Source organism: Herbiconiux sp. L3-i23 (assembly GCF_023734115.1).
GTDB lineage: Bacteria > Actinomycetota > Actinomycetes > Actinomycetales > Microbacteriaceae > Naasia.
In genome coordinates this window covers 3089174-3109903 of sequence record NZ_AP025737.1, presented here as the reverse complement: position 1 = coordinate 3109903, position 20730 = coordinate 3089174, and the positions used below count along the sequence as shown (strand labels likewise).

At 69.4% G+C, this 20730-nt stretch carries 27 protein-coding genes and 1 tRNA gene; 22 read left to right on the top strand and 6 right to left on the bottom strand.

Annotated features, from left to right (window positions below):
• Positions 1–14: 14 nt before the first annotated feature.
• The 10 genes from NGH83_RS14840 (at position 15) to NGH83_RS14795 (ending at position 7869) form a co-directional block, all read left to right on the top strand.
• Positions 15–1325, top strand: coding sequence for a dihydrolipoamide acetyltransferase family protein (locus tag NGH83_RS14840; RefSeq protein WP_251857018.1), 1311 nt, complete (start codon positions 15–17; stop codon positions 1323–1325).
• 58 nt (positions 1326–1383) lie between these two features.
• The gene (locus NGH83_RS14835; protein ID WP_251857017.1) at positions 1384–2400 is read left to right on the top strand and encodes a metal ABC transporter solute-binding protein, Zn/Mn family; all 1017 of its coding nucleotides are present in this window, start codon (positions 1384–1386) and stop codon (positions 2398–2400) included.
• A 32-nt stretch (positions 2401–2432) separates the two neighbouring features.
• On the top strand, positions 2433–3254 hold the full coding sequence (locus tag NGH83_RS14830) for a metal ABC transporter ATP-binding protein (protein WP_251857016.1): 822 nt from the start codon (positions 2433–2435) through the stop codon (positions 3252–3254).
• Positions 3251–4123 (top strand): metal ABC transporter permease, encoded by an 873-nt coding sequence (locus NGH83_RS14825; RefSeq protein ID WP_251857015.1) that lies wholly within the window; start codon positions 3251–3253, stop codon positions 4121–4123. The genes NGH83_RS14830 and NGH83_RS14825 overlap by 4 nt, the downstream gene beginning before the upstream one ends.
• Positions 4124–4128: 5 nt before the next feature.
• Entirely contained in the window at positions 4129–4554 is a 426-nt protein-coding gene (locus NGH83_RS14820; protein ID WP_251857014.1) for a Fur family transcriptional regulator, read from the top strand.
• Positions 4555–4680: 126 nt separating this feature from the next.
• Positions 4681–4917: a 50S ribosomal protein L28 gene (gene rpmB, locus NGH83_RS14815; RefSeq protein ID WP_251857013.1), complete on the top strand. Its 237-nt coding sequence runs from the start codon at positions 4681–4683 to the stop codon at positions 4915–4917.
• A 1-nt stretch (position 4918) separates the two neighbouring features.
• A complete protein-coding gene (gene rpmG, locus NGH83_RS14810) occupies positions 4919–5086 on the top strand; it encodes a 50S ribosomal protein L33 (protein ID WP_116755184.1) in 168 nt (55 codons plus the stop codon).
• A 4-nt stretch (positions 5087–5090) separates the two neighbouring features.
• On the top strand, positions 5091–5396 hold the full coding sequence (rpsN, locus tag NGH83_RS14805) for a 30S ribosomal protein S14 (protein ID WP_251857012.1): 306 nt from the start codon (positions 5091–5093) through the stop codon (positions 5394–5396).
• A 134-nt stretch (positions 5397–5530) separates the two neighbouring features.
• A complete protein-coding gene (locus NGH83_RS14800; RefSeq protein WP_251857011.1) occupies positions 5531–5815 on the top strand; it encodes an HU family DNA-binding protein in 285 nt (94 codons plus the stop codon).
• A gap of 92 nt (positions 5816–5907) precedes the next feature.
• Positions 5908–7869: a cytochrome c oxidase assembly protein gene (locus NGH83_RS14795; RefSeq protein ID WP_251857010.1), complete on the top strand. Its 1962-nt coding sequence runs from the start codon at positions 5908–5910 to the stop codon at positions 7867–7869.
• Positions 7870–7872: 3 nt separating this feature from the next.
• On the opposite strand, the gene NGH83_RS14790 is transcribed toward NGH83_RS14795, so the two are convergent.
• Positions 7873–8928: a hypothetical protein gene (locus NGH83_RS14790; RefSeq protein ID WP_251857009.1), complete on the bottom strand. Its 1056-nt coding sequence runs from the start codon at positions 8926–8928 to the stop codon at positions 7873–7875.
• A gap of 49 nt (positions 8929–8977) precedes the next feature.
• On the opposite strand from NGH83_RS14790, the gene NGH83_RS14785 reads away from it, so the two are divergent.
• Positions 8978–10276, top strand: a complete 1299-nt coding sequence (locus NGH83_RS14785) for an ATP-dependent RecD-like DNA helicase (protein ID WP_251857008.1) — start codon at positions 8978–8980, stop codon at positions 10274–10276.
• On the opposite strand, the gene NGH83_RS14780 is transcribed toward NGH83_RS14785, so the two are convergent.
• The 4 genes from NGH83_RS14780 to NGH83_RS14765 all read right to left on the bottom strand — a co-directional run bounded on the left by NGH83_RS14780 (position 10250) and on the right by NGH83_RS14765 (position 12439).
• Positions 10250–10909, bottom strand: coding sequence for a heme oxygenase (biliverdin-producing) (locus NGH83_RS14780; protein ID WP_251857007.1), 660 nt, complete (start codon positions 10907–10909; stop codon positions 10250–10252). The two genes, NGH83_RS14785 and NGH83_RS14780, sit on opposite strands and share 27 nt — an antisense overlap.
• A 39-nt stretch (positions 10910–10948) precedes the next feature.
• Positions 10949–11473, bottom strand: a complete 525-nt coding sequence (locus NGH83_RS14775; protein ID WP_251857006.1) for a hypothetical protein — start codon at positions 11471–11473, stop codon at positions 10949–10951.
• Positions 11474–11567: 94 nt separating this feature from the next.
• Positions 11568–11984, bottom strand: coding sequence for a DUF4383 domain-containing protein (locus tag NGH83_RS14770; protein WP_251858548.1), 417 nt, complete (start codon positions 11982–11984; stop codon positions 11568–11570).
• 182 nt (positions 11985–12166) lie between these two features.
• Positions 12167–12439: a DUF2470 domain-containing protein gene (locus NGH83_RS14765; protein ID WP_251857005.1), complete on the bottom strand. Its 273-nt coding sequence runs from the start codon at positions 12437–12439 to the stop codon at positions 12167–12169.
• A gap of 75 nt (positions 12440–12514) precedes the next feature.
• Here NGH83_RS14765 and NGH83_RS14760 point away from each other — a divergent pair.
• The 5 genes from NGH83_RS14760 to dcd all read left to right on the top strand — a co-directional run bounded on the left by NGH83_RS14760 (position 12515) and on the right by dcd (position 14940).
• Positions 12515–12588: transfer RNA gene (locus NGH83_RS14760), tRNA-Gly, on the top strand.
• 87 nt (positions 12589–12675) lie between these two features.
• The gene (locus NGH83_RS14755; RefSeq protein ID WP_251857004.1) at positions 12676–13089 is read left to right on the top strand and encodes a BLUF domain-containing protein; all 414 of its coding nucleotides are present in this window, start codon (positions 12676–12678) and stop codon (positions 13087–13089) included.
• Positions 13090–13202: 113 nt separating this feature from the next.
• Positions 13203–13970, top strand: a complete 768-nt coding sequence (locus NGH83_RS14750; protein WP_251857003.1) for an alpha/beta hydrolase — start codon at positions 13203–13205, stop codon at positions 13968–13970.
• 8 nt (positions 13971–13978) lie between these two features.
• Positions 13979–14308, top strand: a complete 330-nt coding sequence (locus NGH83_RS14745; RefSeq protein WP_251857002.1) for a helix-turn-helix domain-containing protein — start codon at positions 13979–13981, stop codon at positions 14306–14308.
• Positions 14309–14334: 26 nt separating this feature from the next.
• Entirely contained in the window at positions 14335–14940 is a 606-nt protein-coding gene (dcd, locus tag NGH83_RS14740; protein ID WP_251857001.1) for a dCTP deaminase, read from the top strand.
• Positions 14941–14952: 12 nt separating this feature from the next.
• Here the strand turns inward: dcd and idi are convergent, their stop codons facing one another.
• On the bottom strand, positions 14953–15501 hold the full coding sequence (idi, locus tag NGH83_RS14735) for an isopentenyl-diphosphate Delta-isomerase (protein WP_251857000.1): 549 nt from the start codon (positions 15499–15501) through the stop codon (positions 14953–14955).
• Positions 15502–15525: 24 nt separating this feature from the next.
• Between idi and NGH83_RS14730 the strand changes: the two genes are divergently transcribed.
• From NGH83_RS14730 to NGH83_RS14705, 6 genes are read left to right on the top strand one after another with little or no spacing between them, the layout of a single operon-like run.
• The gene (locus NGH83_RS14730; protein ID WP_251856999.1) at positions 15526–16608 is read left to right on the top strand and encodes a polyprenyl synthetase family protein; all 1083 of its coding nucleotides are present in this window, start codon (positions 15526–15528) and stop codon (positions 16606–16608) included.
• On the top strand, positions 16605–17477 hold the full coding sequence (locus tag NGH83_RS14725) for a squalene/phytoene synthase family protein (RefSeq protein WP_251856998.1): 873 nt from the start codon (positions 16605–16607) through the stop codon (positions 17475–17477). The genes NGH83_RS14730 and NGH83_RS14725 overlap by 4 nt, the downstream gene beginning before the upstream one ends.
• Entirely contained in the window at positions 17474–19066 is a 1593-nt protein-coding gene (gene crtI, locus NGH83_RS14720; RefSeq protein WP_371872699.1) for a phytoene desaturase family protein, read from the top strand. The genes NGH83_RS14725 and crtI overlap by 4 nt, the downstream gene beginning before the upstream one ends.
• Positions 19057–19371 (top strand): lycopene cyclase domain-containing protein, encoded by a 315-nt coding sequence (locus NGH83_RS14715; RefSeq protein WP_251856997.1) that lies wholly within the window; start codon positions 19057–19059, stop codon positions 19369–19371. The genes crtI and NGH83_RS14715 overlap by 10 nt, the downstream gene beginning before the upstream one ends.
• A complete protein-coding gene (locus NGH83_RS14710; RefSeq protein WP_251856996.1) occupies positions 19372–19698 on the top strand; it encodes a lycopene cyclase domain-containing protein in 327 nt (108 codons plus the stop codon). It begins immediately after the preceding gene.
• Positions 19695–20552 carry a prenyltransferase gene (locus NGH83_RS14705; protein ID WP_251856995.1) on the top strand — a complete coding sequence of 286 codons (858 nt, stop codon included), beginning with the start codon at positions 19695–19697 and terminating at the stop codon, positions 20550–20552. Before NGH83_RS14710 ends, NGH83_RS14705 begins: the two co-directional genes overlap by 4 nt.
• The last annotated feature ends 178 nt before the right edge of the window (positions 20553–20730 follow it).

Sequence of the window (20730 nt, the reverse complement as noted above, 5' to 3'; positions counted from 1 at the left end):
AGAACGAGGATCCGATGAGCACCGCACGTTTCAACCTCCCCGACGTCGGCGAAGGTCTGACCGAGGCCGAGATCGTCGCCTGGAAGGTCGCCCCCGGCGAGCCGATCGAGGTCAACCAGATCATCGTCGAGATCGAGACCGCCAAGTCGCTGGTCGAACTGCCGTCGCCGTTCGCCGGGGTCGTCGGCGAGCTGCTGGTCGCCGAGGGTGACACGGTCGAGGTCGGTTCCGCGATCATCACCGTCGAGTCGGAGGGCGCGTCGATGCTGGCCGGTCCGCTGACCACTCCCGCGCAGGCCGCCCTGCCCACCGAGGTGCAGGTCGAGGCCGCGTCGATCGAGTCCGCCGAGGAGGCGAAGCCCGGCACGGTGCTCGTCGGCTACGGCACCGGCGGTCACGCGGCGACCCGCAGGACCGGCGGGCGGCCGAAGGCGCAGCCCGCCGCCGCCGGTACCGCCTCCGGCGGTCCCGTCATCGCCAAGCCTCCCGTGCGCCGGCTCGCGAAAGAGCTCGGCGTCGAACTGTCGACCGTGGTGGCGACCGGCGCCCGTGGCGAGGCGACCCGCGACGACGTACTCCGCCACGCCCAGCAGGCGAGCGTGTTCCGCAACATCCAGACGCCCCAGTGGCCGGACGACCGCGAGGACCGCATCCCCGTCAAGGGCGTGCGCAAGGCGATCGCGACCGCGATGGTGACGAGTGCGTTCACCGCGCCGCACGTCAGCCTCTTCGTCGACATCGACGCGACCCGCACCATGGAGTTCGTCAAGCGGCTGAAGAACTCGCCCGATTTCGCAGGCGTCCGGGTGTCGCCTCTGCTCATCATGGCGAAGGCCATCATGTGGGCGGTCCGCCGCAACCCCACGGTCAACTCGACCTGGACCGACACCGAGATCATCGTGCACCACTTCGTGAACCTCGGCATCGCCGCCGCGACCCCGCGTGGCCTCATCGTGCCGAACGTCAAGGACGCGCAGTCGATGTCGCTCCTCGAACTGGCGACCGCCTTGGAGCAGCTGACGATCACCGCTCGCGAGGGCAAGACGCAGCCGGCCGACATGGCCTCCGGCACCATCTCGATCACCAACATCGGCGTCTTCGGCATGGACACCGGCACCCCGATCCTCAACCCGGGCGAGGTCGCCATCGTCGTGCTCGGCACGATCAAGCAGAAGCCGTGGGTCGTCGATGGCGAGGTGCTCCCCCGCTACGTGACGACGATCGGCGCGAGCTTCGACCACCGCGTGGTGGACGGCGACGTGGCGAGCCGCTTCCTCGCCGACGTCGCGAGCGTGATGGAAGAGCCGGCGCTGCTGCTCGACTGACAGAAGTCGCAGTTGAACGGTTTTGACAATCGTTATCAATAAGTCCTAGGGTCGAGCCGTGCTCCGATCCCGTGCCCTCGTCCCCGCGCTCGTCCTCGCTCTCCCTGCGGCGCTCGTCCTCTCGTCCTGCGCCGCGTCGCCGGCCGGCTCCGACGGCGATGCTGCGTCGCGAGATGCACTGTCGGTCGTCGCGTCGACCGACGTCTGGGGAGACATCGCGTCGAGTATCGGCGGCGACGCGGTGGAGGTGACCTCCATCATCGACAGCCCCGACAAGGACCCGCACGAGTACGAGGCGACGGCCCGCGACCAGCTCGCCCTCAGCCGCGCCGATCTCGTGATCGAGAACGGGGGCGGGTACGACCCGTTCATCGACACGCTCCTCTCCGCGTCGGACTCCGACCCGGCCGTGATCGACGCGGTCGAGGTGTCGGGTCTCGCCGAGGGCGGCGAGGTCGACCACGACCACGACCACGCGGAGGACGACGCCCACGGCGACGCGGCCGCATCGTCGTCCGAGGACGAGCATGACGGCCACGGGCACATCGAGGGCTTCAACGAGCACGTCTGGTACGACCTGCACACCGCCGAGGCGGTCGCCGAGGAGATCGCGCACCAGCTCTCGGACCTCGACCCCGACGGGGCGGCCGGCTACGAGGAGCGTCTCGATGCGTTCCTCGCCGGGCTCGACCCGACCATCGAGCAGGCGCACGCGCTGCACGAGGTGCTCGAGGGACGCGAAGTGATCGTCACCGAGCCCGTGCCCGCCTGGCTCTTCGCCGAGCTCGGACTCGAGAACGTCTCCCCCGACGAGTTCACCGAGGCGGTGGAGGAGGACTCGGACGTGCCCGCGGCGTCGCTGCAGCGGGTGCTCGACCTCATCTCCGGCGGCGGGATCTCCCTCGTCGCCTACAACGAGCAGACCGCGACGGCGCAGACCGAGCGGGTGCGGGACGCCGCCGACGAGGCGGGCGTCCCCGTCGTCGACTTCACCGAGACGCTGCCCGACGGCATGGATTACGCCGCGTGGATGAAGGACAACGTGCAGCGGGTCGCCGACGCCTTGGGCGTGTGAGCGCCGCGTCGGGCGGCGGCTATCATTCCCCGGTGAGCACCGAACCCGAGCAGCCGCTCGTCTCCCTCAGGGGAGCAAGCGCTGCGGTCGGCGGGCGCACGCTGTGGTCGGGACTCGATCTCGAGTTGCATCCGGGTGAGCTCGTCGCGGTCCTCGGTCCGAACGGCGCGGGCAAGAGCAGTCTCATCCGCGCCCTGCTCGGCCAGCTGCCGCTCTCCGGCGACGTCCGGGTCCTCGGCGCCGCTCCCGGGCGGCGCGGAGCCCGCATCGGGTACGTGCCGCAGCAGAAGCTCTTCGACCGCGGTGTCTCGGTGCGGGCGAACGACCTCGTCGGCTTCGGGCTCGACGGCAACCTCTACGGCCCTCCCCTGCCCCGGCGCCCCCGTTCCGCGGCCATCGCCGCCGCACTCGACGCGGTCGGCGCCGGCGGCTACCGTCGCCAGGCCGTCGGCACCCTGTCGGGAGGCGAGCAGCAGCGCCTCCGCATCGCTCAGGCCCTCGTCTCCTCCCCTCGCCTCCTCCTCGCCGATGAGCCGCTGCTCTCGCTCGACCTCGCCCACCAGCGCGCGGTCCTCGATGCGATCGACGGATACCGCATCCGCGAGAAGGCCGCTGTGCTCCTCGTGACCCACGACATCAACCCGCTGCTGCGCATGGTCGACCGGGTGCTCTACCTCGCGCCGGGCGGTCACCGCATCGGGCCCGTCGCAGAAGTCCTCACCGGCGACGTGCTCTCCGAGCTCTACGGGGTCCACGTCGACGTGCTCGACGTCCACGGCCGCATCCTCGTCGTCGCGGACGACGGCGAGATCGAGGAGACGCACACCGTGCCGGTGCAGGAGGCGCACCCGTGAGCCTCGACGAACTGTGGTCGACGCTGTTCGACTTCACCGACTACGCCGCGCTGCTCGATCTGCTGCGCAACTCCGTCATCGCCGGAGCGGTGCTCGGCGTGCTGGGAGGGGTGATCGGCTACTTCGTGATGGCGAGGGACCTCGCCTTCGCGGTGCACGGCATCAGCGAGCTCTCCTTCGCCGGAGCGTCCGCCGCGCTCCTCCTCGGGATCAACGTCGTCGCGGGCTCGTTGATCGGCTCGCTCATCGCCGCGCTGCTGATCGGTCTGCTCGGATCCCGCGCACGGGAACGCAACTCGATCATCGGGGTGCTGATGCCGTTCGGCCTCGGACTCGGCATCCTCTTCCTCGCGCTCTACCCGGGGCGAAGTTCGAACAAGTTCGGGCTGCTCACGGGTCAGATCGTGGCGGTCGACAACCCCCAGCTCGGCGCGCTCATCGTGGTCGCCGCGATCGTCCTCATCGGGCTCGTGGTGCTGTGGCGCCCGCTGCTGTTCGCGAGCTTCGACGAAGAGGTCGCGGCCGCCCGCGGAGTGCCGGTGCGCGCGCTCTCGATCGCCTTCATGGTGCTCCTCGGTCTCGCGACCGCGGTGTCGCTGCACATCGTCGGCGCACTGCTGGTGCTCGCCCTGCTCGTGACGCCGGCCGCCGCGGCTCTGCGGGTCGCCACCTCGCCGCCCGTCGTCGTCGGACTCAGCGTGCTCTTCGCGACCGTGTCGACGGTCGGCGGGATCCTACTCGCGCTTGGCTCGTCGGTGCCGATCAGCCCCTACGTCACCACGCTGTCGTTCGCGATCTACCTCGTCTGCCGCCTCGTCGGACGCCGCGACCGGGTACGGCCGGCGCCCGCCCGGGCGCGCTTACAATAGGCGCCGTGAAGCGGAACACGTGGCAGCGCCAAGCGGTGCGCGAAGCACTCGACTCCGCTCCCGGCTTCGTGAGCGCGCAGGACCTGCACGCCAACCTGCGTCAGGGCGGATCCTCGATCGGTCTCGCCACCGTCTACCGCGCGCTGGCCGACCTCGCGGTCGAGGGCGACGCCGACTCCCTGCACTCGGTCGATGGCGAGAGCCTCTATCGCGCCTGCTCCACGCCGGGTCACCACCACCACCTCATCTGCCGCAACTGCGGCACGACCGTCGAGATCGAGGCGGATGCGGTCGAACAGTGGGCGGCGGCGACCGCCGCGGCGCACGGCTTCACTCAGCCCCGTCACGTCGTCGACATCTTCGGCCTCTGCGCCGCCTGCAGCCGTCTGGCGGCCGACGGCCCGCTTGCGCCCGGCCCCGTCGCCCCGTAGTGTAGACCGCTGGCCGTCGGGCTCCTCCCGACGTGCCGCGGCACGGTGGCACTTCGCGTCACCGGACGTCGCAGACAAGAGATCTTGGGTGACACCGTCCGGTGTCACGGTATCGGAGGAAAGATCATGGCAGCCGTTTGCCAAGTGACCGGGAAAGTCCCCGGTTTCGGGCACAACATCTCGCACTCGCACCGCCGGACGAAGCGTCGCTTCGACCCGAACGTGCAGAAGCGCACCTATTTCGTCCCGTCGCTGCGCCGCAGCGTGACGCTCAACGTGAGCGCCAAGGGAATCAAGGTCATCGACGCCCGCGGAATCGAGTCGGTCGTCAAGGACATCCTGGCCCGTGGGGAGAAGATCTGAGATGGCGAAGCAGCAGGACGTCCGTCCGATCATCAAGCTCCGTTCCACGGCGGGCACCGGGTACACCTACGTGACCCGTAAGAACCGTCGCAACAACCCCGACCGCATCGTGCTCAAGAAGTACGACCCCGTGGTCCGCAAGCACGTCGAATTCCGAGAGGAGCGCTAAGAACATGGCCAAGAAGAGCAAGATCGCCCGTAACCACCAGCGCGAGGCCATCGTCGAGCGTTACGCCGCGCAGCGTCTCGAGCTGAAGAAGGCGCTCGTCGACCCGAACGGCACCGACGAGTCCCGTGAGGCCGCCCGCGTCGGTCTGCAGAAGCTCCCGCGCGACGCATCGCCGGTCCGTCTGCGCAACCGCGACGCCGTCGACGGTCGCCCCCGAGGCAACCTCTCGAAGTTCGGAATCTCGCGCGTTCGCTTCCGTGACATGGCTCATCGGGGCGAATTGCCTGGCATCACGAAGTCCAGCTGGTAAGTTACTGCCCGGTTCCGCATGTTTCCGGGGTTTTCACCCCGGAACATGACGGACCGACTCTCACGAGTCTGTACTCACCACGAGATAATTGAATGCCGTCGATCAACGGCGGCGAACGTCCGAGGAGGACACCAATGGCATCACTGAACCGCACTGACCTGGTCGCTGCAGTCGCTGCCGAGTCTGGCCAGAGCCAGGCTTCGGTCAACGGAGTGCTCGACGCTCTCTTCTCGACCCTCGCCAAGTCGGTGGCCGAGGGCACCAAGGTGACGATCCCGGGTTGGCTCGCAGTCGAGCAGACCGCCCGCGCCGCGCGCACCGGCCGCAACCCTCAGACCGGCGAGCCGATCGAGATCGCCGCGAGCAAGGGCGTCAAGATCAGCGCCGGCAGCAAGCTGAAGGCCGCCGTCAAGTCCTAGTCTTCGACTTCCTTCCGAAGGGGAGGTGCGCGCGAGCGCACCTCCCCTTCGTGCTGTCCGACGCTCCGATCCTCCGCGCTTAGGCTTTGCAGGTGTCCCGCACACTCAAGATCACCGGGCCCGCGATCCTCCTGATCGCGGCGCTGCTCTCGCTCGTCGTCGCACTCGCGGTCGGCGGCGGTGCGGCGTCGCCGGCGATCGACGACCCCGGCGCGCTCGTGCGCTTCGGGCTGCCGACGGTCAAGATGATCGTCAACCTGAGCGCCGCCGTGGCGCTCGGCGCGCTGCTACTCGCCGTCTTCGCGCTGAGTTCGACCAGCCGTGCGTATTCGATCGCACTCGACCTCGCCGCCGCGGCCGCCGGAGTGTGGGCCGTCGCCTCGGCGGGGTCCGCCCTGTTCAGCTTCCTCAGCGTCACCGGAGTGCCGCTCTCGTTCGACGCGCGCTTCGGCGAGCAGCTCGGCTACTTCCTCACCGAGATCGAGGCCGGCACCACGTGGGTGTTCTCCACGCTGGCCGCCGCGGCCGTCACGGTGCTCTGCTTCGCGGTGCGCAACCAGACGGTCACTCTCTTCGTACTGGTGCTCGCCGCGGCCGGGCTGTATCCGCTCGCGCAGCAGGGGCACAGCGCGACCGCCTCCGACCACGACGCGGCGGTGACCGCGCTGTGGCTGCACATCGTCTTCGCGGCCGTCTGGCTCGGTGGCCTCCTCGTCATCGTCGTGCTGCGCAGCATCGACCGCATCGAGGATCTGACGACGACGATCGGGCGCTACTCGACCGCCGCTCTGGTCTGCTTCGTGGTCGTCGCGGTCTCCGGCTACGTGAGCGCCGAGATCCGCATCGGGTCCCTCGACCGGCTCGCGAGTGCCTACGGGGCGCTGGTGCTCGTCAAGGTGGCCGCTCTCGTCGTGCTCGGCGTGATCGGTGCCGTCCACCGACGCTACGTGCTCACCCGGATGGCCGACGATCCGCGTCGTGGGCGCTGGTTCTGGCAGTTGGCGCTCGTCGAACTCGCCTTCATGGGCATCGCGTCGGGCACGGCGGCCGGCCTCGCCCGCACCGCCTCCCCCGTCCCCGACGAGCCGCTCGTGTCGTCGAGTCCCACGCCGGCCGAGATCCTCACCGGGGCTCCCCTGCCCCCGCCGATGGACCCGCTGACGCTCGTCACCCTCTGGCGGCCCGATCTGCTGTGGATCCTGCTCTGCGGGTTCGGGATCTTCTTCTACCTCGCCGGTGCCCGCCGCCTCCGCCGTCGTGGCGACCGCTGGCCCGTCCACCGCACCGTCCTCTGGGTCGCCGGGCTGCTGCTGCTCGCCTACCTCACGAGCGGCGGCATCAACGTCTACGAGCGCTACCTCTTCAGCGCGCACATGCTCGCCCACATGGCGCTCGGCATGATGGTGCCGCTGCTGCTGGTCTTCGGCGCCCCGGTCACCCTCGCGGCGCGAGCCATCCGCAAGCGCTCGGACGGCAGTCGCGGCGGTCGCGAGTGGATCCTCACCGCCGTGCATTCGCGGTTCGGCCAGATCGTCGCCAACCCGATCGTGGCGGCGGTCGTCTTCGCGGCGTCATTGCTCGTCTTCTACTACACGCCGCTGTTCCGATGGGCGACCCTCGACCACATCGGTCACGAGTGGATGATTGCCCACTTCCTGCTCGCCGGGTATCTCTTCGTCCAGTCGCTGGTGGGCGTCGACCCGGTCCCGTTCCGCTTCCCGTACCCGATCAGGCTCCTGATGCTGCTCGCGACGATGGCCTTCCACGCCTTCTTCGGGCTGGCGCTGATGACCGGCGACGCGCTGCTCCTCGCCGACTGGTACGGCGCCATGGGATGGTCGACGCCCGCGATCGAGGATCAGCACACCGGTGGCGGCATCGCGTGGAGCGTCGGAGAGATCCCGACCCTCATCCTCGCCATCTCGGTCGCGATCCAGTGGTCGCGCAGCGACGATCGCGAGACGAAGCGTCGCGACAGGGCCGCGGACCGCACCGGAGACGCCGACCTCACTCAGTACAACGCGATGCTCGAGCGGCTCGGTCGCGGACGGTGACGCTCAGCTGTCGCCGATGATGCGCAGCGCTCCCCCGGCGTCGATCTCGATCCGGTACTCGACCTGGAACGGGACGCTCTCATCGAGCGCGGACCGCGACCCGTCGAAGAGCGAGATGACCTCGGCGGTCACCCGGGCGGTGCCCGGGGTGGGCGGCACATGCCATACCCCCGCCTCCGTTCCCGGCTCGACGGCGACCACCGGATAGTCGACGATCTGCCATGCCGGCGGATTCACCAGACGGTTCTCGACGAAGGTGCCGAACGGGCAGCCGGCGGGGAGCAGCACTTCCTGCTCGGCGCAGGTGTCGAGGAAGCCGTCCAGTTCGCTCTGCACCGTGTCGACGAACGCCGTGTTGGCCTGCACGTCGACGACGGCGGGATCCGTTGCGCCGCCAGCGACGACGGTGACGGGTTCAGCGGTCAGGTAGCGGCTGTCGTGATCGAGCACCAGCCGGCTCGGCGCGAACGCGGCGAGGCCGATCGGCGCGCCGTCACCCGCCGGAACGGGTGTGACGTCGACGCCGTTCACCCGCAGATCCGCGGCGTGCAGGAGCTCGACGGCGACGCTCTGCACGGGGGATGAGGCGAAACGCCAGTCGGTGAAGATGCCGCCGATCGCGGGAGCGGGAGCCACGTCGAAGCGCAGGGTCCCCGTCTGATCGCCGTCCGCCCATTCGACCTCGACCGCCGTACCGCCGTCGGCACCCGGTGATGTGCCGACGACGTTCGCGCTGTCGACGGGGCGCAGAGCGGCGCGGACGAGAGCCTGCTCGTCGGTTCCGGTCGGGATGTCGACGCCGGGCGTCTCGAGCAGCGTCGCGAGGTCGCGCCTCTCGATCGCGTCGAGGTAGCGGTCCACGAAACCGGAGGCGCTGTAGATCGTCGAGTTCGCGAGCAGTACCACGCCGACGAAACCGAGGAGGGTGAGGACGAGGCCGGCGATCCACAGTGCGAGCGCCCGTCGCGGCGACGGGGCGCGACGACGCGATCGACGTGCGCGGCGCTCCCCCGGCGTGACGGCGGCATCGGAGCGCAGCGGCGGCGAAGGCGTCGTCATGCCGCAATCCTAGGCAAGCGAGGCCCCTGTCACGGCCTAGTCTGTTGCGGTGCCCGAGCTCTCCGTCGAACAGCGTTCGGTGTTCGAGCTGCTCGAGAACACCACCCGCCACGTCCTCGTCACCGGCCGTGCGGGAACCGGCAAGTCGACCCTGCTCAACCACCTGTCCTGGCACAGCAGCAAGCAGCTGGTGATCTGCGCGCCCACCGGGGTCGCGGCCCTCAACGTGGGCGGTCAGACCATCCACTCCCTCTTCAAGCTGCCGATCGGAGTCATCGCCGATCGCGAGCTCGAACAGGACGCCGACCTGCGGAAGCTGCTCGGCGCTGTCGAGCTGCTCGTGATCGACGAGGTGTCGATGGTGAACGCCGACCTCCTCGATGCCGTCGATCGTGCGCTGCGGCAGGCGCGGGCGCGTCGCGAGCCGTTCGGCGGTGTCCAGGTCGCCCTCTTCGGTGACCCCTTCCAGCTCGCCCCCGTGCCGGGCGATCCGGACGAGCGCGCCTACTTCCGCGACCACTACCGATCGATGTGGTTCTTCGACGCCAAGGTGTGGGATGAGGCGTCCCTCTCGGTCGTCGAACTGCGCGAGATCCATCGCCAGACCGACGCGGAGTTCAAGACGATGCTGACCGCGGTGCGGCACGGCCGCGTGACCGCCGAGATCGCACACCGGCTCAACACCGCGGGCGCCCGTCCGGTGCCGGCGGAGGCGCCGATCACGTTGGCCACGCGCAACGACAGCGTCAACCGCATCAACTCGCGCAGTCTCGAAGCCCTCCCCGGTAAGGCGAAGGCCTCGGTCGCCGAGCTGAACGGCGACTTCGGGGGGCGCACCTTCCCCGCCGACGAGCGGCTCGAGCTGAAGAAGGGTGCGCAGGTGATGTTCCTGCGCAACGACCCGGACGGGCGCTGGGTGAACGGCAGCATCGGCACCGTGGCGCGCATCAAGGACACCGTCGTCGTCGAGATCGACGGCGAGACGCACGAGGTCTATCCCTCCACCTGGGAGCGGCACCGGTACAGCTACGACTCGGGCACGAAGGCGCTGAAGCGCGAAGTCGTCGCCGAGTTCACCCAGTTCCCGCTGCGGCTCGCCTGGGCGGTGACGATCCACAAGTCGCAGGGCAAGACCTACGACGCCGCCGTGATCGACCTCGGCACGCGCGTGTTCTCAGCGGGTCAGACCTATGTCGCGCTGTCGCGGCTGACGAGCATCGACGGTCTGTACCTGACGCGCCCGCTGCGACCGAGCGACATCATCGTCGACCGCGATGTGATCCGCTTCCTCACCGGAGCCGAGAAGGTCGCGATCGAGCGGTCAGCCGACGGCGGCGCTCCGAAATGACCGGTTGTCCGCCAGGTCGGCGAACAGCTCGGTGTTGAAGCGGTAGGCGAGGACGACCTCGTCGATGACCCGCTGCTGCTCGGACGCGTCCCAGCCGACGCTGTCGAGTTGCTCGCGGTAGCGGTCCTTGAACTCGCGCGGCTTGGCGATCTGGTCGAACAGGTAGAAGCCGACACCGTTGGTCTCGAAGCCGAACTGGCGCTGCATGAGGGTGCGGATGATCTGCCCACCGGAAAGGTCGCCGAGGTAGCGGGTGTAGTGGTGGGCGACGAAGCCGCCCGCCCAGTCGTGGCATACCTCTTCGATGCGGGCGACGTACCGCGACGTGGTGGGCAGCGGTGAGATGCGGTCGCGCCAGTCCTCCCCCACGAGGAAGGCGAGATCCTGCTCCAGGGCGGGAAGCCGGGTGAGTTCGCGCGCGATGAAGTGGCGCGCGACCGGGTCGTCGGCCATCGCGTGGGCTGCCGATTCGATGGCCTCGTAGATGAAGTAGTGCTGTTCGACGAGAGCGACGTAGTCGTCGCGGCTGCCCTTGCCCGCCATGAGGTCGGTCATGAAGCCGGCCCCTTCGCTCGACGAATGGTCGGTGCGGGTTCGCTCGCGCAGTGCTTGCGAGAAGGGCAGGACGCTCACCGGGACTCCTTGATGGTTAGGTGAGCCTAAGCTTAGGGGTCAGTGCCCCGGATGGTCGACCTCGATTTCGAGACTCGGCGCCTGATGCGAGTGGGGTCCGTTGCTCGCCGCGATACCCGCCGCGGTCTGGCCGAGCGCCGGCAAGGTGATGGCTGCCATCGCGAAGGCGCCCGCGACGAAGCCGAGGACGAGGCGACCGGCGGCGGGGGAGTCGGCGGTCTTTCGTGCGGTGCCGCGGCGACGTTCGAGGGCCACGGCGATCGTTGCGATCAGGTCGAGCAGCGTGCCGGCGGCAAGAGCGATCGGCGGGATCTGCGCCGAGTCGACGCCGGCGGCGATGCCCGAACCCCACACGACGATCGGCGCGAGGGTGAACAGGGGAGCAGCGGCACTGAGGACGTAGCGCCCGCGGGCCAGGGTGACCACGGCCCAGACGAGTTCCGCCGCACCGAGCACCGCGAAGGCCGCGAGGAGGGGGACCGGCGCCGCCGCCGCGACGGCGAGGTGGATGAGGCCGGCGCCGAAGACGGCCATGGCGACCCAGGTGCGGAACAGCTGGCGCATGTCGCCTCCTTCGATTCGTGGGACGGCGGCGGAGCCTTCTCGGCCCCGCCGCCGTGACCGGGTCCGAGCGAGGCTCGACCCGGATGGCGAGGGATCAGGCGTGCGCGACGCCGCCCGCGGTGGACTTGTCCGCGCCGAGCGCCACGCCACCCAGGATGACAGCGCTGCCGAGGTGCAGGAAGTGGTCGGGCAGGTTCAGGGCGAGGAGGTTCGCCGGGGTGTCGACGATGAAGAACCCGACGATACCGAGCAGCAGGTAGGCCGCACCGACGACGCCGTTGACGGTCTTGGCGGCCGCCACGTTGCTGAGTCCGGCGATCAGGAGCGCCGCACCGATCAGCAGGTGTGCGGTGTTGTGCAGGTGGTTGATCTGGAAGATGCCGAGCAGCAGGGGACCGTCGGTGGAGATGAATCCGGTGTTGCCGCCCGCGACGAGGTAGCCGAGCAGGCCGACCAGCAGGTAGACCGCTCCGAAGGCCGTGGCGACGATGCGGTTGGGCGAATGGGTCAGGGACGTGCGGACGGTGCTCGTGGCTGTTCCTCCATCGATGAAGGCGCGACCAGGTGCCGCGTCTCTTGGTGTTCGTGAAGGCGACGCTAATGGTTTGGTCAGGACCGATCGTGCCAGCCGGGCCGGCTCACAGCCGACTTACCGAGCAATGCCAGAAAACCGCTGACACACCTCACTTTATGTCAGCTGATCAGGGCTTCTTCGTGCAGGAGCACGATCTCCCGACGGATCTCGGCGCGTTTGGTGATCGGAGTGGACCACGCGACCCGCAACTCGCGTTCGCCCTTCGGAGTCGTGACCACCCAGGTGCCCGCCTCGCCGTCGATCCTCGTCATACGAGCCCGAGAGGCGTCGGGCGCGCCGTTGGCGCGGACGATCACCAGGCTGTCGTCGTTGTGGTCGTCGTTCATATGGCGGAGTACCGCGGTCACGACGTCGTCGGGGAAGGTGTGCACGCAGGTGAGGATAGCGGGCGAGCGGACGGCCGGGACTGGCCTCTACAATGGGAGGCGCTCCGCACGGCGGAGTGCGCGGATGTAGTTCAATGGCAGAACTTCAGCTTCCCAAGCTGATAGCGCGGGTTCGATTCCCGTCATCCGCTCCACAACACGGACCTCCCCTGCCCTTGCATTCGTCGAGACGGCACTAGTCTTTCGTCGCCCGCCGGTTCCGGGGGTGGCAGGGAGGCCGCATGCAGTCCGTCGTGTACGTCAGCACCGCCGTCACTGCGTTCTCGGACGCGCAGCTTCAGGCGCTCCTGACGACGAGTCGGAGCAACAACTCGGCCCTCGGCCTCACCGGCCTGCTGGTCTACAAGGACGGCCAGTTCATGCAGGCTCTCGAAGGGCCCGATGGCGCAGTGCGGGAGCGGCTCGCTGTCATCGCCGCGGACCGGCGACATGGCGGTGTGACACCGGTGCTCGAACGGACGATCGCACGCCGCGAGTTCGCCGATTGGACGATGGGCTTTCGATCGGTGACGGATGCCGACCTCCGTGACATCCCCGGCTTCGATGACGTCTTCGGCACGAGCAGGAGCGGGATCGGGCGCTGGGGGACCGTTTCCCGCGCCCGGTGGCTCCTCGACTGGTTCCGCGACCACTGACGGACCGCGGGCGGAGGTATCAAGGGCCGCACCTCCTAGCATGACCCGATCGTGTTCGCTGCTGTGAGCGGATATCGCTCCGGGCCGCTGCGTGCCGGGTTAGCGTCATCGGCATGGAAGCGGTCTTCGTTCACGGCGCACTCGTTCGAGACGGCGAGTGGTGGTGGCGGCCTGTCGCGGAGCTGCTCTTCGAGCGCACCGGCATCCGCAGTCGAGCGGTCGAGCTGCCGTCCTGCGGCGAGGGCGATCAGGCCGACGTGCAGGCCGGCCTGATCGCCGACGCGGAGGCGCTCCGTTCGGTGCTCGACGCCGTCGACCGTGCCGTCGTCGTCGGTCACTCCTACGGCGGCACCGTCATCGCCGAAGCAGGGCACCACCCGGCCGTCGCCGGCGTGCTCCTCATCTCCTCCTACCTGCCCGAACTCGGGGAGACCCAGGCCGGCATCATGAGCGCCGAGCCGGATCCGGTGACGATCGCCGATGCGGGCGGTGGCAGGCTCGCGGTCGCGGGATACGACTCGGCCGGGTTCGCCGCCCGCTTCCTGCACGACGCCGACCCCGAGATCCAGCGCGAGGGCTGGAGCCGTGTGACCGCCCAGTCGGCAGCGGCGTTCGTCACGCCGACCAGTCGAGAAGGGTGGAGGGCGTCCCCTCCACCTACCTCGTCTGCGCGGACGACCGCAGCACCTCGATCGAGCTGCAGCGCTTCCATGCCGCGAAGGCGACGCGCGCGGTCGAGCTCCCCACCGGCCATCACCCCTTCCTCTCCCGGCCCGACCTCGTGGTCGCCCAGATCGAGGCCATGCTCGTCCGATGAGCCGGTTCCGCACGGGTCCGCTGTGAGCGGAACGACGCGGCACCGAGCCCCTCAGTCCTGTTGAGTGGGGGAGTGAGCCGATCGCCGTCCGACGCCGACCCCACGCCATCGGGAAAGCCGGCGGCGGGTCCGCTGTGGCGCGAAGTCCTCGGCGCTGAGCTGCGCGGTCTTCGCCGCGCGCGAGGAGAGACGCTGGCCGCTGTCGGACAGAGGGCCGGTGTCTCAGCCCAGTACCTGTCGGAGCTCGAGCGGGGCGTGAAGGAGCCCTCGAGCGAGATCGTCGGCGCCCTCGCCGCTTCGCTCGACCGGTCGCTCCTCGACCTCGCCCTCGGCGCCGCCGCTCGGCTGTCCTCCAGTGCCGCTGCGCTCTCGACCAAGGGAGAGGTGGCGCTCGCCGCCTGACACCGCCGCCCGATACAGTGGCCCTCGTGCTGCTCTCGGACCGCGATATCCGTGCCCAGATCGAATCCGGTCGCATCGGACTCGAGCCGTATTCGCCCGAGTTGCTGCAGCCGTCGAGCTTCGATGTGCGAATCGACCGGTATTTCCGGCTGTTCGACAACCACAAGTACCCCTTCATCGACCCCGCCGAGGATCAGCCCGAGCTGACCCGGCTCGTCGAGGCGAAGTCGGATCAGGCCTTCATCCTTCATCCGGGGGAATTCGTGCTCGGGTCGACCTTCGAGCGGGTCACGTTGCCCGACGACGTCGCCGCCCGCCTCGAGGGCAAGAGCTCGCTCGGCCGTCTCGGCCTGCTGACCCATTCGACCGCGGGGTTCATCGATCCCGGCTTCTCCGGTCACGTCACCCTCGAACTGAGCAACGTGGCGACCCTGCCCATCAAGCTGTGGCCCGGCATGAAGATCGGCCAGCTCTGCTTCTTCCAGCTGAGCAGCCCCGCCGAGCAGCCGTACGGCTCCGCCGGCTACCAGTCGCGGTATCACGGCCAGCGGGGGCCGACCGCGTCGCGGTCCTTCCAGAACTTCCACCGCACCGACGTCACCGTCACGGACGCGGGCAGCCCTGGCGCCTGATCTCCGGTACCCCTACTCGCGGGCGAGCGCCTCGGCCGCTGCCAGTTCGGGGAACTGCAACGCCAGCCATGGGCTGAACGCGAACGTCGCGGCGGCGACCACGGGCGCGAACTCGCGCTCGTCGACCCACTCGTAATCCATCACCTCGAGGTGGTTCGGCGAGAGCGGGGTGGCGATCCGGGCGCGATACACCGGGCAGACCTCGTTCTCGACGACGCCGCTCGCGTCGACCGCCCGGTAGCGGAAGTCGGGGAGAACGAGTCGGAGGTCCTCGAGTTCGATGCCGAGTTCGTCGCGTCCACGCCGCCGGACGGCGTCCTCCATGGCCTCGTCCGGTCCCGGATGACCGCAGAAGGAGTTCGTCCACACACCGGGCCAGGTGCGCTTGTGCAGGGCGCGCCGGGTGACCAGCAGCCGGCCCTCCGCATCGCTCACATGGCAGGAGAACGCGAGGTGCAGCGGGGTCGCGTCGTCGTGCACCGACGCCTTCGGTGCGATGCCGATCGGGGAGCCCGCCGCATCAAGCAGAACGACTTGCTCGTCGCTCTCAGTTCTCGTCATCTCGCCTGTGTAACACTGACCGCTGTGAATGCCTCACGCCGACCATCGACGCCAGGCGACGCGCGACTCGACGTCGAGGGCGCAGCGGCCGTTGACGCCGTGTTGAGCGACTACTTCAGCCTATCCGCCCGCCGAGCCGGACGGATCGGCGACTCCTATGCAGCACTCTGGCGTCGGCTCGAGTCGAGCGCCAGCGGGGGCAAGCGGTTCCGGCCGCGGCTCGTGCTCTCCGCCTATCAGGCGTACGGGGGCGACGACCTCGCCGCGGCGGCGCACGTCGGCGCTGCGTTCGAACTGCTGCACACCGCGCTCATCGTCCACGACGACGTCATCGACCGGGACTTCACGCGGCGCGGGTTGCCGAACGTCTCGGGCAGCTACCGCGACATCGCCACCACCGCGGGCATCCCCATCCCGGCGGCCGAGCATCGCGGTCAATCGGCCGCCGTCATCGCCGGCGACCTCGCGCTGACCGGGGCATTCCGCATCGTCGAAGGAGCCGGCCTCGCCTCCGACGTGCGCGACGCGGTGCTCGAACAGCTCGACGAGGCCGTGTTCGCCTCCGCCGCCGGGGAGCTGGCCGATGTCGACTTCTCCATGGTCGCGGAGCCGCCCACGGTCGATCAGGTCGTCGCCATGTGCCGGCTGAAGACCGCCGTCTACACCTTCGAGACCCCGCTCAAGGCCGGTGCGGTGCTCGCCGGAGCCCCGGCCCACGACCTCACCCTGCTCGGACGGTTCGGCTGCGAGATCGGCATCGCCTACCAGGCGATGGACGACCTCCTCGGCCTCTTCGGCGATGAGCGCGCGACCGGCAAGTCGACGCTCGGAGATCTCCGCGAAGGCAAGAGCAGCCTCCCCATTGCGTTCGCGGCAGCCAGCCCGCACTGGGCCGAACTGACGCCGTTCCTCGGCAAGCCCGATCTGAGCGACGCCGAGGCGCAGACCGCCCGCGAGCTGCTGATCGCCAGCGGTGCCGACACGCACACCCGCGCCCTCGCCTCACGTCACGCGGCCGCGGCGGTCGCGCTGCTCGACGAGCTGCCCTCCGCCGTGGCGCCGCTGCTTCGCCCCTTCGCGGCGCAGGCGCTGGAGCGCGACCGGTGACCGCCGAGACCGGCAGCGAACTGTATCTCTCCGCCGCCGAAGCCGCTGCCCGCGTCGTCATCGGCCGGTACTCGACGTCCTTCGGTGCCGCCTCGCGGCTGCTCGGACGGGAGGAACGCCGCCACGTCGCCAACATCTACGCGCTGGTGCGGGTCGCCGACGAGATCGTCGACGGGGTCGCCGCCGAGGCCGGCCTGTCGACGGACGAGGTGGGGGAGCGGCTCGACGAGCTCGAACGGGAACTCGATCGCGCGCTCGACACGGGCTACAGCACCGACCTCGTCGTGCACGCATTCGCCGCGACCGCTCGGCGGGTCGGCTTCGGCCGGAACTACACCGCGCCGTTCTTCCGCTCCATGCGCTCGGATCTGGTGCGCGCCGAGCACGACGACGCGAGCTTCAACGATTACGTCTACGGCTCGGCCGAGGTCGTCGGACTGATGTGCCTCGCCGCATTCCTCGATGGGCATAACCCGTCGAAGGCTCAGCGCGCCCGGTTCGAGAGCGGCGCGCGAGCCTTGGGCGCCGCCTTCCAGAAGGTCAACTTCCTGCGCGATCTCGCCGCCGACTACTCGCGGCTCGGGCGGAGCTACTTCCCCGGCATCGACGTGCCGCGTCTCGACGAGGCCGACAAGGCTCGCCTGCTCGACGACCTCGACGCCGATCTCGCTCAAGCGGCCGCGGTGATCCCGCAGCTCCCACGGGGGAGCAGACGCGCGGTCGCCGCCGCTCACGGGCTCTTCGCCGCTCTGTCACGCCGGATAGCGGACACGCCGGCGGCGCGGCTGCGGACGACGCGGATCAGCGTGCCGACCGCCGTGAAGCTGAAGATCGTCGCTCGCGCGGCGGCGACGGGGAGGTCCGAGTGAAGCGGCTAGCGGTCATCGGCGGGGGGATCAGCGGGATCGCGACCGCGGCGCTCATGGCACGCCGCGGCTACGACGTGACACTGTTCGAGGCACGCGACCAGCTGGGCGGCCGTGCGGGCCTCTGGGAGAAGGACGGGTTCCGCTTCGACACCGGGCCGTCCTGGTACCTGATGCCCGAAGTGTTCGACCACTTCTTCAAGCTCCTCGGCACCGATGCCGCGAGCGAGCTCGACCTCGACCGACTCGATCCCGGCTACCGGGTGTTCTTCCCGCCCTCATCCGACGGGCGGCACGGGCCTGTCGACATCGCGGCGGACCGTCAGCGCAACATCGACCTGTTCGAGAGCCTCGAGCCCGGCGCGGGTCGCGCGCTCGAGCGCTACCTCGACTCCGCAGGGCTCACCTACCGACTCGCGAAGGAACGCTTCCTGTACAGCACCTTCGCCGACCTCCGACCCGTCTTCGCCCGCGGCATCCTCCGTCATGGAGCCCGCCTGGCCCGACTGCTGCTGCAGCCGCTCGACCCGTTCATCCGCTCGAGCTTCGCGAATGAGCGCATCCGCCGGATCCTCGGCTACCCCGCGGTCTTCCTCGGAGGCTCACCCTTCGATGTGCCGAGCATGTACCACCTCATGAGCTCGCTCGACCTCGAAGGCGGCGTGCTCTACCCGCAGGGCGGGCTGCACACCGTCATCGACGCCATCGAAGGGGTGGCGCTCGCCGAAGGGGTCACCATCCGCACCGGATCGCCGGTAACCCGGATCGTCACCAAACCCGTCGGCGGCGGAAAGCCGAGCGTGGTCGGCGTCGAGTACCGGGACGAGAACGGCGACACGGTGCTGCACTCCGCCGGCACCGTCGTCGCCGCGTGCGATCTGCAGGCGGCCGAGACCGGCCTGCTTTCCTCCGACCTGCAGACCTACCCGCAGTCGTGGTGGGACAAGCGCACCCCCGGGCCGGGCGCCGTGCTCGTCTACCTCGGTGTGAAGGGCGAACTCCCGCAGCTGCAGCACCACAACCTGCTCTTCGTCGACGACTGGCGCGGCAACTTCGAGTCGATCTTCGGCGCGGACGCGTCCATTCCCGATCCGGCATCCATTTACGTCTGCAAGCCGAGCGCCACCGATGCATCGGTCGCGCCCGAAGGCCACGAGAACGTCTTCATCCTCGTTCCGGTCCCCGCCGACCCCGAGCTCGGCGCGGGCGGCTACGACGGCGACGGCTCCCGCACCATCGAAGACGCCGCCGATCGGGCCATCGCCCAGTTGGCGGAGTGGTCGGGCGTCCCGGATCTCGCCGACCGGGTCGTCGTGCGACGCACGATGGGACCCGCCGACCTCGAAGCCGATCTCGGGGCGTGGATGGGCTCGGCGCTCGGACCCGCTCACACGCTGCGGCAGAGCGCGTTCTTCCGGGCAGGCAACGTCAGCAAGCGGGTCGACGGTCTGTACTACGCGGGCGGGTCGACGATCCCGGGGATCGGTCTGCCCATGTGCCTCATCAGCGCGGAACTGGTCGTCAAACGCGTCGCCGGCGACGTGAGCGCGGGTCCTCTGCCGGAGCCGTTGGAGGCCGCGCCGTGGGGCTGATCTACCTCGCCGCCCTCGCCGTCTCGCTCACCGGCATGGTGGTGCTCGACCGCCGCTTCCGGCTCTTCTTCTGGCGCGACGCCAGGAGGGCGAGCATCGTCTTCGTCGCAGGGCTCGCGTTCTTCCTCGTCTGGGATCTCGTCGGCATCGGGGCCGGCGTGTTCTTCCGTGGAGAGACGGAGGTGCTGACCGGGATCCTCGTCGGCCCCGAGCTGCCGCTCGAGGAGTTGTTCTTCCTGTCGCTGCTCATCTACTCGGCGATGGATGTCTTCGGCGCGGTCACCCGCCGTGCAGAGGAGGCGTAGATGACGTATCTCCTCGTGAACCTGCCGTTCCTCGGCGCGGTCGCCGCCGCGGTGGTGGCGGTGGCCCTCCGGAGGCGCGGAGGTCGGGTGATCGCGGGCGCGTTCCTCGTGACGCTGGCGGCGCTGCTGCTGCTCACGGCCGTGTTCGACAACGTCATCATCGGGCTCGGCATCGTCGCGTACGACTCGTCGACGACGAGTGGTATCACCATCGGGGTGGCCCCGATCGAGGACTTCGCCTACGCGGTGGCGGCGGCTCTCGGCCTCCCGGCGCTCTGGCTGCTGCTGCCGCCGACGAAGCGCCGCCCGACGGGGGAGCGGGCGTGATCCGACAGCTCTTCGTCTCGTCCCGGCCGCTGTCGTGGGTGAACACCGCGTTCCCGTTCGCCGCCGCCTACCTGCTCGCGGCGGGGCGCATCGATGTCGCCCTGGTGCTCGGAACCCTCTACTTCCTCGTCCCGTACAACCTCGCGATGTACGGCATCAACGACGTGTTCGACTACGAGTCCGACCTGCGCAACCCGCGGAAGGGCGGCGTGGAGGGGGCGGTGCTCGACCGCAGCCTCCACCGCACCACCCTTGTCGCCGTCGTCGTCACGAACGTCCCGTTCATCATCGCGTTGGTCCTCCTCGGGTCCGTGGCGTCCTGGGTGATCCTCGCGGTCAGCCTGTTCGCGGTGGTCGCCTACAGCGCCCCGGTGCTCCGCTTCAAGGAGCGCCCGTTCCTCGACTCGATCACCTCGAGCACCCACTTCGTCTCCCCGGCCGTCTACGGGCTCGTGCTCGCCGGTGCCGCAGTCGACGGTCCGCTCCTGGCACTGCTCGCCGCCTACTTCCTCTGGGGCATGGCGTCGCACGCGTTCGGTGCCGTGCAGGACGTCATCGCGGACCGCGAGGCGGGCATCGGATCGATCGCCACCGCCCTCGGCGCCCGCACCACCGTGCGGTTGGCGTTCGCCGGCTACCTGCTCGCAGGGGTGCTGCTGCTGTTCGCCGACTGGCCGGGACCGCTGGCCGCGGCGCTCGTGCTGCCGTACGCCGCGATGACGGCGCCGTTCCTGCGCATCACCGACGAGCGATCGGAAGACGCCAACAGCGGGTGGCGACGCTTTCTCGCCATCAACTTCGTCGTCGGCTTCCTCGTCACCATGCTCCTGATCTGGTACTCCTTCCTGCGCTGATCCGATCCGCAGGCGGGCCGCCGAGATGTTCGCTGACCGAACACTTCCGAGCCTTCTGGCCCTTTTCGCCCCCCGTACTGGGATTTATCCCGCCCGACCCCTGCACTGTTGACTGACTCTGCTCGCGCGACGTGGGGGAAACATGTCGCGCGACGGGGGGATCGCGCGCGGTGCATCG